This window comes from Acidimicrobiia bacterium (assembly GCA_040880805.1).
Lineage (GTDB): Bacteria > Actinomycetota > Acidimicrobiia > IMCC26256 > DASPTH01 > DASPTH01.
In genome coordinates this window covers 16584-27404 of sequence record JBBDHW010000031.1, presented here as the reverse complement: position 1 = coordinate 27404, position 10821 = coordinate 16584, and the positions used below count along the sequence as shown (strand labels likewise).

Below are 10821 nucleotides of genomic sequence, written 5' to 3'. Positions count from 1 at the left end.
CGCCGGCGTCGGCCACAGAGTCGATGACCTCACCCGTGGCCGGGTTCTTCGATTCGAACGTCCGTCCCGAGACGGCCGTCCGCCATTCCCCGTTGATGTACAGCATCCTTCGACCCTACTGCCGACCCACATTTCGGGGCCGCCGACGTTAGGATGCCGCCGGTTCAGGTCGGCCGTTTGCATTCGGGGGGACGATGTCACGTCAGCGAACCTTTGCCGCGCTCCTTGCCCTGAGCGTCGCGTTGGGTGCCGCGTGGGTCGGCACGACGGCGACCGCCGGGGCGGCCGCGAGCAGCGGGAACGGTCAGGTCGACAAGGCGGGAGTCATCAAGTTCGGGGCCGACCTCGCGATTCTGGGCGGGATCCGGTTCGACCCGACCACGGTGGCGTCGCCCAACGACTGGTACTACCAGCAGTTCATCTACGACTCGCTCCTGCGCCAGAATGCCGACGGCTCGTATTCGCCCGGCCTTGCGAAGTCGGCGACTGTCACGGATCCGCAGGCGATCGTGGTCGAGCTGCGGCCGAACCTGAAGTTCTCCGACGACACGCCGCTCGACGCCGACGCGGTGAAGTTCAGCATCGAGCGCATGATCGCGGCGGGCAATGTCGGCGCCGTCCGTGCCGAGCTCAGCGAAGTCGCGTCGATCACGGTCGACAGCCCGACGAAGCTGACGATCGCCTTGAAGACACCGATCGCGGGCCAGTTCTACAACCTGCTCGCGCACGGCGAGACCATGGTTGTGTCGCCGACCGCGGCGAAGAGTGGTACGAGCCTCGACGACAAGCCGGTGGGCGCGGGGCCGTTCTTGCTGAAGTCGTACACGCCCGAGCGTTCGGTGGTGTTCGAGAAGAACCTGAAGTACTTCCAGGCGAAGAAAATCAAGCTCGCGGGGGTCGAGCTCGTGCAGGTGACGAGCACCGACCCGCAGGCCGGCGTCAACGCCCTGCTCGACAACATCGTCGACGCCGGGGGTGTCGGCACCCTCGATCAGGTGAGCCCGCTCGAAGCCGGCGGCCTGACGGTGAAGGTGGAGGCGAGCGACTCGTCCTTCATCGGCGTGCAGTGGTGCAAGAGCCAGGCGCCTCTCGACAACGTGAAGGTGCGCCAGGCCCTGAACTACGCGGTCGACCGCAACCAGATCAACGAACTCATCTACCAGGGCCAGAGCGAGCCGATGTGGGCGACATGGACCCAGGCGAACACGCTCTTCAACCCGAAGCTGAAGGACTACTACAAGTACAACCCGAAGAAGGCGAAGGCGTTGCTCGAGGAAGCCGGCGCCAGCAATATCTCGTTCGACCTGTACGCCGGGCCGCTCCCGGAGACGCAGCGCATTGCCGAGATCCTCAAGGAGCAGTGGGCGAAAGTCGGTGTTACGGCCAACCTCGTGAACTTCACGAACATCGTGCAGGAGTTCTTCACCGACAACAAGGCGCCCGCCGGCATCGTTCCGCTGCGGCGCGGTGGCCTCGACAAGGTGACGCGGGTCCTCGTTCTCGGGAGCATCGGCGACAAGTGCAACTACGACGACCCGAAGCTCAACGCGATGGTCGACACCATCCGCAAGCTGGGGGGCGGCTCCAAGGAGTTCCAGCAGGCTTGGTGGGACCTCGACGCCTACATCGTGAAGAACGCGTTGCACGTGTACCTCGTGTGGTCGCCGAACATCACCGCGTACAACCCTGATCGCGTCGGCAATGTCACGTACCGACCCGATGTCTTTGGCCAACCACGCGTCGACGTCTTCAAGACCTATATCAAGAAGTAGGCGTCCCGAAGCCCGAGCTCAACCCGAGATCGGGACCCCGGTGCGCTCGAACTCCGCGCGCGCGGCACTGATCCACCCCAGGTCGTCGCGCCCGCGCCGGCCCCGGGCGGCCGCGGTGTCGATCCCATAGAGGCGGCTGGCGTTGAGGCCGAGGATCTTCTCCTTGACCCGCGGCGTGAGCGCCGGGTAGCCGAACTCTTCCTGCATGCGCTCCGGGATCTGGAACGCGCGGAACGCGTCGACCACCGGCCGGTTCGGCCCGTACCAGACCGAGTCGGTGCCCCAGATGATGTTGTCCTCGCCGAACGCGCGCATGAGCTTCCCCAGCACATGCGCGGCGGCGTCGGGCCGCCGCACCAGGCAGAACCACGTGGTGCCGAGCTCGGCCGAGACGTTGTCGCCGGGGCCGAGGCCGTGATCGCGCATCGTGGTGATCAATCGGTTCACCCCGATATCCGCGGTCGTCTCCCGGAACGGGCCTTCGACTTCCCCGTCCTCATTGGGCCCCGCCTCATCGGGCATCTCGTACCCCGAGTGGTAGATCACGAAATCGACGTTTGGGTGTGCACGCGCCGCGGGCCCGACGTCGTCGGGTGAGCCGGCTGCCGCGTGGAACGCGATGCCCTTGTGCGCGCACACGAGCGGTACCGCGAGTCGCTCCGCCTCGTCGAGGAACCGATGGCCGTCGTCGTCGTCGAGCCGCCAGGTGGATACCCATTCCCCGTCGACGAGCTTGCCGAGCGTGTACACCTTCCACCCGACCGGGCGGAACCGGTCGCGCCAGTCCTCCATCTGCGCGGTCTCGCCGTGGTTCGGGTGCACGACCGCGTGGTTGAGGAGTCGCCCGGTCCCGGCGAGCCGGTCGACGAGCTCGCGGCTTCCGGCGAGCTCCGGATTGAACAACATGCGCCGCTCGTCGACACCCGGGTTCGACGTGAGCACCGCGACGTCGACGTCGGACTCGACGAACACACAGCGCAGGTACTCGGCGAAGTCGTAGACGACCATGCCGTCGATCCCGTCCCACCAAGAGGGTGCGAGCGAGCGGTACATCTGCATCGTCCATTCCTGGAGCTGCGCGTTGTCGGGGCGACCGGCGACGTAGTGCGTCTGCACGTCGACGAGCAGTTGGTCGCCACCGAGCGCGGACTCCGCGGCATCCGCGTCGAGCGTCGCCTCGGGGGGAACTCGGTAGTAGTCGTCCCCGAACTCGGCGTTGAGGGCGAGGAGCCCCGCCGCAGTACCGAGCCGGCTCGTCGCGTACAGCGATGGCGAGCGCTTCAGCGCAGCCGCCCCTGCGTCGACCTGTTCGGCAACACGGGTGCGGACGCGCCGGTCGTGTTCGCCGAGCGGAACGGGCGCGTACTCGTCGGTGCTCCGACGTTGCAGCAGCACAGGGAGCGGCACGCGTCCTGCCACGTTGCTCACCCCAACCTGGGGTCGATGACGATCTTGCCGACAGCGCGGCGTTCGGCGAGATCAGCCAACGCAGCCCCCACCCCGTCGAGCGGGTAGACGGCCGACACGTGCGGCCGGATCTTGCCCGCACGGAACAGCTCGTCGAGCTCTTCACGATCGCGGCGTGCTTCTACCGGTGCGTGCTCCGAGTAGGTGCGGATCTCGAAGCCCTTCACGATCACGCCCTTCAGCAACACGAGGTTGAGCGGGATGCGCGGGATCTCCCCGGACGCGAACCCGATCGTCACGAAGCGGCCTCCCCAGCGCGTGGCGCGCAGTGCGAGCTCGCTGTAGTGCCCTCCGACCGGGTCGAGCACCACATCGGCGCCACCCCCGGTGATCTCCTTGATGCGCTCCTTGAGATCCTCGGTTTCGTAGTCGATGACGGCCTCGGCGCCCGCGGCGCGGCACACGTCGAGCTTGGCCGGTGACGACGCGGCCGCCAGCACGCGCGCGCCGAGCATCCGCGCCAGCTCGACCGAGGCGAGCCCGACCCCGCCCGCGGCGCCCAGCACGACCACCCATTCAGCCGGCTCCACCGCGGCGACGCTGCGCAAGGCGTGGTACGCGGTTTGGTACACGACACCGAACGCGGCGGCTTCGGCCGCGGTGACGCCGTCGGGGATCGGTCGCAGCGCACCGGCCGACACGCACACCATCTCCGCGCACGCGCCGACGAAGGCCGTGCCGAACACGCGGTTGCCGGGCGCGAAGTCGGTGACGTCACTCCCGACCACGCTCACGGTCCCCGCGTACTCGCTGCCCGGAATGAACGGGGGTGGCATGGAGACCTGGTACTGGTTGGCGACGATGAGCACGTCGGGGTAGTTGAGTGCCGCCGCCTCGACGGCGACCACGACCTGTTCGCGTTCGGGCACCGGGTCGGGCAGCTCTTCCACCACCACGCTCTCCGGTGGCCCGTACGCAAGACACCGCGCGGCTCTCATCGCCGCAGGCTAACCCTCCCAAACGCGGAAGAGGGCGTAGCGTGACGTGCATGGAAGTGAAGGGGATCCTGCTCGCACTGCTCGACATCCCGCGTGACGTCACCGACGAGTACAACCGCTGGTACGACCTCGATCACCTACCCGAGCATGTGTCGAAGCCGGACGTACTCATGGCGAAGCGCTACGTCGCGCCGCGTGACCTGCAAGGTCTCGGAGGTGGGGGCAGCGACCTGACCGGCGGGCATCCTCCGTACCTCACGATGTACTACCTGGGCGTGCCCGACTTCGCCGGTGAGGAGGCCGCGGCGGGCTGGACCACCAAGGACCGCGGCATCATCAAGGCCGGGCGCTTCTGGCGCAGCGGCCACGTGCCGTTCGTCCGACGGTGGCGACTCGGCGAGACGTTTACGCGCGCGTCGGTACTGGTGAGCGACGAGGCGGTGCCGTACATCGGGCATCGCGGCCTCGTCGTCGCGCTCGGTCGCGCGCCGTCAGCCGACCGGCGTGACGACGCGCTGCGCTGGTGGCGCCACACCCACCTCGTCGACCTTCTTGCGGTCGAAGGCGTCCTCGCGGCGATGCGTTTCGATGCAGTCGAAGCCGACGAACAGGATCTGCTCCTGCACATCCTCGTGCTCGAGGGCGATCCCACTGTCGTCATGCCGCGCATCGAAGGCGCGTTGCGGTACGGGGGCGCTCTCGGCCGGTACCCCGCGCACGGCGGCGTGTACGAGTCGATTGCCTTCCTTCCCTATCGAGCCATCGTGCCGCTCGAATACGACTTCGAGTGGTGAGCGTTCCGGAATTGCGCGGCTACCGACTTCTTCGGGCCTAAATTGCCTTCACACCTTCCGGGGCTTAGCCTGGAGGGGAATCCCACTCACGCGACCGGGCCGAGGGCCCAGGGGGACGATTCCCGATGGCCGACGAGTTCGTATACATGCGGGAGCGGCGCCTCCCTTACCCCACCTTCGATGCCGACAACCACATGTACGAGAACCGGGATGCGCTCACGAAGTTCATCCCGAAGGAGTTCGACGGCGTCATCAAGTACGTCGAGATCAACGGGCGCACCAAACTCGCCATCAAGGACAAGCTCAGCGACTACATCCCGAACCCCACCTTCAACGTGGTCGCGGTCCCCGGCGGCTACGGCCGCGAACACGCGCCCTCGCGCGGCAAGCAAGCCGACACCAGGGGAGCGAAGCCGAAGATCATGCCGGGCCACGAGGCCTTCTTCGATCCCGAGCCCCGGCTCGCGCTGATGAAGGACATGGGTATCGACCGGGCGCTCATGTGGCCCACGCTGGCCAGCGTTGTCGAAGAGCGCCTCGCTGACGATCCCGACGCCGCGTGCGCCGTCGTCCACGCGCTCAACGAGTGGATGCTCGAGCACTGGACGTTCAACTACGCCGACGCCATCTTCGCGACGCCGATCATCAGCCTCTCCAAGATGGACAAGGCGATCGAGGAGCTCCAGTGGGTCGCCGAGAACGGTGCGCGCGCGTTCCTCCTCCGAGTGGCGCCGGTTCCCACCTACCGCGGGAGGCGATCCTTCGCCCTGCCGGAGTTCGACCCGTTCTGGGAGCTCGTGTCGGAGCTCGACATCGTGGTCGGCATGCACTCGGGCGACAGCGGCTACCAGCGCTACATCAACGACTGGGAAGGGCTGGGCGACCGCGAGTTCCGTGCGTTCGTCAGCAACGGATCGCCCGGCTTCATGACCCTCTCGTCGGAGAAGTCGAACCTCATCGACGCCATGGCCTCGATCATCGGCCACGAGCTCGCGACGCGCTTCCCCACGCTGAAGTTCGCACCGGTCGAGTTCGGCAGCGAATGGATCCGTCCTTTCGTCGCGAAGCTGCAGCGCGCAAGCGAGCGGCAATCGGTGTTGTTCGACGAGGACCCGCTCGAGGTGTTCAAGCGCAACATCTACGTGCACATCTGGCACGACCCCGACCCTGCGGGTCTGCTGGAGCTCCTTCCCGCCGACCACCTCATGTTCGGGTCGGACTTCCCGCACCCCGAGGGCATGGGTGACCCGCTCGGCTACTCGGAAGTCGTCGAGAACCTGCCCATGGAGACGCAAAAGCTCATCATGGGTGGCTCACTCGGCAAGATCATGAAAGTCGACGCTTAGCCGAGCGACACCTGCACGACGTCATCGACCACGCGTGTCTCGTACATGGTGAGGTGACCTTCGAAGCCGTCGTCTGACGGCATGACGCACTCGCCGGAGCGCACGTCGTACATGCTGTGGTGTTCCGGGCACGTGAGGACGCATCGCTTCTGCAGCGGTTGGCCGCCGAGCGGCGTGGCTTGATGGGGACAGAAGTTCCCGAACGCGAAGAACTCGCCTTCGACGTTGGCGATCGCGACCGGGATACCGTCGACGTCTACCGCGGTGGTCTCGCCGGGCCCGATCCAGTCGTTCGGGATGGCGTCATGGAACGTCGGCACGATGTCAGGTCCTCGTGACCCAGCCGCCGTCGACGTTGAGCGTCTGACCCGTGATCCAGTCGCCATCCGGGGAGACGAGCAAGAGCAATGCACCCACCAACGCTTCCGGATGGTTCGAGCCGCCGCGCGGAGCCGCGTCCATGATCATCTTGTGGAAGTCGGATCCTTCCGGCGCGATCTTCTCGCTCGCTTCGGTCACCACGTGCCCGGGTGCGATCGCGTTCACGTTGATCTTGAACCCGCCGAGTTCCTTCGCCAGCGCCACCGTGAGCGCCACCACTCCGAGCTTGGTGATGCCGTACACGCCTTGTGGAGGGAACGCGCCGCCCGATGACTGGTTCACGATCTTTCCGCCGTCTCGCTCCTGCATGAACGGCACTGCCTCGTGACAGCAGTTGAACGCCCCAGTGAGGTTGACCGAGAGCACGCGATCCCACTCTTCGTAGGGGTAGCTGTACACCGGGCTCATCTCCATGTCGGCCATGAGCGCGGCGTTGTTCACGAGGATGTCGACACCGCCGAACTCGTCGCGCGCCCGCTCCATCACCGAGCGCACCGACTCGCGATCGGTGATGTCGGTCGCGTGCGCGACGGCCGACAGTCCCTCAGAGCGAAGCTGCTCTGCCACGCTCGTCGCGCCCGCGTCGTTCACGTCGGCGACGACGACAGCCGCGCCCTGTTCCGCGAGCGCCCGCGCGTAGGTCGCGCCAATCCCGCGGAGATTCCCGGACCCGGTCACGATCGCGACCCTTCCACCCAGATCGACCTGCACGTTGTCTCCCTTCGTCGACAGCGAGCCTAGATCGATGAAATTGCGCAGCGGCCAGAAGCTCGCCAGGATGCCGGGCCATGACGATGAAGGACCAGACCGCCGTCGTCGGGGTCGGGGCAACCCCGTACTACAAGCGCGGGCAATCGCTGCCACAAACCCCGCTCGAGATGGCGTGCAAGGCGATCCTGCTCGCACTCGACGACGCCGGGCTTGCCATCGACGACCTCGACGGTTTTGCGATCTACTCGTTCGCCTGCGATCCCGCGCAGGTGGCCGCGACGTTGGGCGTCCCCGAAGTGCGCTTCGCCGCGTCGCTGACGTCGGGTGGTGGCGGCTCGGCGGGTTCGATCGGTCTTGCGTCGGCGGCGATCGTCGCGGGAATGGCCAATGTGTGCGTCAGCCTCATGACGCTCCAACAGGTCACGCGGCGCCTCGGCGGCACTGCGGTGCAAAGCGCCGCCGGGAGCGGTGCCGGGGGTGGAGGCGCCGGGGGTGGAGGCAATCCGTACGGGGGCGGCGGGAGCGATCCCGCCGCGGCGTTCACCGCGAGCGCGGGCATCGGTTCGCCCGGTCACAACTTCGCCATGCTGACGCAACGGCACATGCACCTCTACGGCACCAAACGTGAGCACCTCGCCGAGATCGTCATCTCACAACGCGACAACGCGATCCGCCGCCCGACTGCGCTGCAGCGCAACCCGCTCACGATCGACGACTACTTCAGCGCGCGCATGATCGCCGATCCGCTCTGCCTCTTCGACTACACGATGGAAAGCGACGGCGCGGTCGCGATCATCACCACGTCGGCGGAGCGAGCCAAAGATCTCCGCCAGCCGCCGGTGTACGTACTGGCTTCCGCGCACGGTGGCATGGGACGCTGGGGTCCCGCCATCTTCAACTACTTCCAGGCGCCCGACGATTACTTCGCGTCGTCCGGTCACCGCCCGGTCGCGAAGCGGATGTACGAGATGGCGGGGATCACGCCCGAAGACGTCGACGTCGCGTTGCTCTACGACCACTTCTCGCCGATGGTCCTCATGCAGATCGAGGACTACGGGTTCGCATCCGTAGGGGAGGGCGGTCCGTTCGTCGCCGACGGCAACATCCGGTGGCCCACCGGCACGATCCCGGTGAACACGCACGGCGGCAACCTGTCGGAGGCGTACATCATCGGCATGACCCACGTGCGCGAGGCGGTCGAGCAGCTCCGCGGCACCGCGATCAACCAGGTGGAGGGCGCGGAGATCGCACTCGTCAGCGGCGGTCCGGCGGCGTTGCCCGTGAGCGGCACGTTGTTGAGGAGGTAGCGATGGCCGAGGCGCGCCGCGGCGTGTTCCCGTCCGCGATGACGGATCCCTACGCCGACGACGAGACGCAGCCGTTCTGGGACGCCGCGCTCGACGGCCGGCTGGTCGCACCGCGCTGCACCGAGTGCGGGACGTTCCGTCTCCCACCCGGCCCGTTCTGCTTCGCGTGCCAGCACCAGGCGGTCGAGTGGGTCGAGCTTCCCGGTACGGGGACGATCTACACGTACACCGTCGTTCGGCACGCGCTGTCGCCCAATCTGGCGGAGGTCGTGCCTTATGTCACCGCGGTGATCGAGCTCGACGGCACCGGGGGTGCGGGGTCCCGCATGACTGCGAACGTCGTCGACTGCGATCCCGACAGCGTGACGATCGGCGATCGGGTGCGTATCAAGTGGGACCGGGTGAGTGACACCCTGGCCTTCCCGCGCTTCGCGCCCGAATGAAGCGCCCTCCCGGCTTTGCGCGGCGCCCAAATCCTCGCCAGGATGAACACCCGGACAAGGCCAGAAGGGGTGCGATGGAAGTCACGCTGACCGACGACCAGGAGTTCTTCCGCGACACGACGCGGAAGTTCCTGGAGGGTGAGTGCCCGATCGTGCAGGTCCGGGAGCTCGCAGCATCGGCGGCGGGTTTCGAGCGCGATTACTGGCGGCAGGGCGCCGAGCTGGGCTGGACGTCGCTGCTCGTTCCCGAGGAGCTCGGGGGCGGGAGCATCAGCGGCTCGGGCGTCGTCGATCTCACGCTGGTCGCCGATGCGTTCGGCGCCCACGTCGCACCGGGTCCGTTGCTTCCGGCGAACGTGGTGGCTGCCGCGATCGCCCGATCAGGAACCGACGAGCAGAAGGCCGGTCTGCTCCCGGCGCTCGTCGCCGGTGAGGTGCTCGCGACGTGGGCGGTCGCGGAGCCGGCTCCCCACGACCGGCTCGGCGACGTCACGGTGACTGCCACCGCCGACGGCGACGGCTTCGTGTTGTCCGGCGTCAAGTCGCCGGTCGAGGCGGGTGCGCAGTCCGAGCAGCTGCTCGTGACCGCGCGCACCGACGACGGGCTCGCGCAGTTCCTCGTCCCCGCGGACACGAAGGGTTTGACCATCACACAGCTGAACAGCATCGACCTCACGCGTCGGTACGCCCGCGTCGAGTTCGACGGGGTTCGGGTGCTCGCTTCCGCCGCCGTCGGGACTCCGGGCCACGCCGATGCCGACGTCGAGCGGCAACTCCAGCTCGCGATCGTGATCCAGACCGCCGAGAGCGTCGGCGCCGCGCAGACCGTGTTCGATTTCACGCTGGACTGGATGTTCAGCCGTTACTCGTTCGGTCGTCCGCTTGCTTCGTACCAGGAGCTCAAGCACCGGTTCGCCGACATGAAGATGTGGCTCGAAGCGAGCCACGGCCTCGCGGCGGCGACGGCGCGCGAAGTGCAGGCCGAGGCGCCCGAGGCCGAGGAGACCGCGAGCGCGGCGAAGGCGTACATCGGCGACTACCTCGCCGAGCTCATCCAGGACTGCGTGCAGATGCACGGTGGCATCGGCCTCACCTACGACCACGACATCCACCTGTACCTGCGGCGCGTCACTGTCGACCGGCTCACCCACGGTACGCCCGCCGACCATCGCCAACGCATCACCTCACTGCGCGAAAGCGCCGCGTGATCCGAAAGCCCAGAGGTTGCACTCATGACTGACACCGAGATGGAGAGCGTCGAGTCGTTCCGGTTGCGCGTGCGCGAATGGCTGGCCGACAACATGGAGAAAGGCGGCACGTTCCTCGGCCTCCGGCTCGGCAAGCCCGAAGAGGAGGAGCTGGCCGACATCACGCGCGCCCGCGAGCTCCAGCGCAAGTACTACGACGCCGGCTTCACCGGTATCTGCTTCCCCAAGGAGTACGGCGGGCAGGGGCTCTCGCCCGCGCACCAGCGCGCGTTCAACCAGGAAGTCGCGGGCTACGAATTCCCGAGCGTCCTCCAGATACCGACGTTCGTCCCGTGTGGGGCCGTGCTCCTCGAGTTCGGCACCGAGGAGCAGAAGAAGAAGCACCTGCCCGCGATCATGAAAGGCGAGGAGATCTGGATGCAGTTCCTCTCGGAGCCGAGCGGGGGCTCCGACG

General features: G+C 67.1%; 11 protein-coding genes. 7 read left to right on the top strand and 4 right to left on the bottom strand.

Features of this window, described 5'->3' with window-relative positions; genetic code table 11:
- The first annotated feature begins 194 nt into the window (after positions 1 to 194).
- Entirely contained in the window at positions 195 to 1772 is a 1578-nt protein-coding gene (locus WD271_08085) for an ABC transporter substrate-binding protein (GenBank protein MEX1007792.1), read from the top strand.
- A gap of 18 nt (positions 1773 to 1790) precedes the next feature.
- Here WD271_08085 and WD271_08080 read toward each other — a convergent pair whose 3' ends face one another.
- Together WD271_08080 and WD271_08075 are read right to left on the bottom strand one after the other, a co-directional pair.
- Positions 1791 to 3191: an amidohydrolase family protein gene (locus tag WD271_08080; GenBank protein ID MEX1007791.1), complete on the bottom strand. Its 1401-nt coding sequence runs from the start codon at positions 3189 to 3191 to the stop codon at positions 1791 to 1793.
- A 5-nt stretch (positions 3192 to 3196) separates the two neighbouring features.
- Complete coding sequence (locus WD271_08075) at positions 3197 to 4177, bottom strand: NADPH:quinone oxidoreductase family protein (GenBank protein ID MEX1007790.1); 981 nt, start codon at positions 4175 to 4177, stop codon at positions 3197 to 3199.
- Between the two features lie 50 nt (positions 4178 to 4227).
- Between WD271_08075 and WD271_08070 the strand changes: the two genes are divergently transcribed.
- Both WD271_08070 and WD271_08065 read left to right on the top strand, forming a co-directional pair.
- Positions 4228 to 4971, top strand: a complete 744-nt coding sequence (locus tag WD271_08070) for a hypothetical protein (GenBank protein MEX1007789.1) — start codon at positions 4228 to 4230, stop codon at positions 4969 to 4971.
- A 125-nt stretch (positions 4972 to 5096) separates the two neighbouring features.
- Positions 5097 to 6317 carry an amidohydrolase family protein gene (locus WD271_08065; GenBank protein MEX1007788.1) on the top strand — a complete coding sequence of 407 codons (1221 nt, stop codon included), beginning with the start codon at positions 5097 to 5099 and terminating at the stop codon, positions 6315 to 6317.
- Here the strand turns inward: WD271_08065 and WD271_08060 are convergent.
- The gene (locus tag WD271_08060; protein ID MEX1007787.1) at positions 6314 to 6637 is read right to left on the bottom strand and encodes a Rieske 2Fe-2S domain-containing protein; all 324 of its coding nucleotides are present in this window, start codon (positions 6635 to 6637) and stop codon (positions 6314 to 6316) included. The two genes, WD271_08065 and WD271_08060, sit on opposite strands and share 4 nt — an antisense overlap.
- 4 nt (positions 6638 to 6641) lie before the next feature.
- Entirely contained in the window at positions 6642 to 7409 is a 768-nt protein-coding gene (locus WD271_08055) for an SDR family oxidoreductase (protein MEX1007786.1), read from the bottom strand.
- Positions 7410 to 7486: 77 nt separating this feature from the next.
- Here WD271_08055 and WD271_08050 point away from each other — a divergent pair, with 77 nt between their 5' ends.
- The 4 genes from WD271_08050 to WD271_08035 form a co-directional block, all read left to right on the top strand.
- Positions 7487 to 8716, top strand: a complete 1230-nt coding sequence (locus WD271_08050) for a thiolase (protein MEX1007785.1) — start codon at positions 7487 to 7489, stop codon at positions 8714 to 8716.
- A gap of 2 nt (positions 8717 to 8718) precedes the next feature.
- Complete coding sequence (locus tag WD271_08045) at positions 8719 to 9159, top strand: Zn-ribbon domain-containing OB-fold protein (protein MEX1007784.1); 441 nt, start codon at positions 8719 to 8721, stop codon at positions 9157 to 9159.
- Between the two features lie 74 nt (positions 9160 to 9233).
- On the top strand, positions 9234 to 10367 hold the full coding sequence (locus WD271_08040; protein ID MEX1007783.1) for an acyl-CoA dehydrogenase: 1134 nt from the start codon (positions 9234 to 9236) through the stop codon (positions 10365 to 10367).
- Between the two features lie 24 nt (positions 10368 to 10391).
- Positions 10392 to 10821 (top strand): acyl-CoA dehydrogenase family protein (locus tag WD271_08035; GenBank protein ID MEX1007782.1); only part of this gene is annotated, 430 nt, incomplete at its 3' end.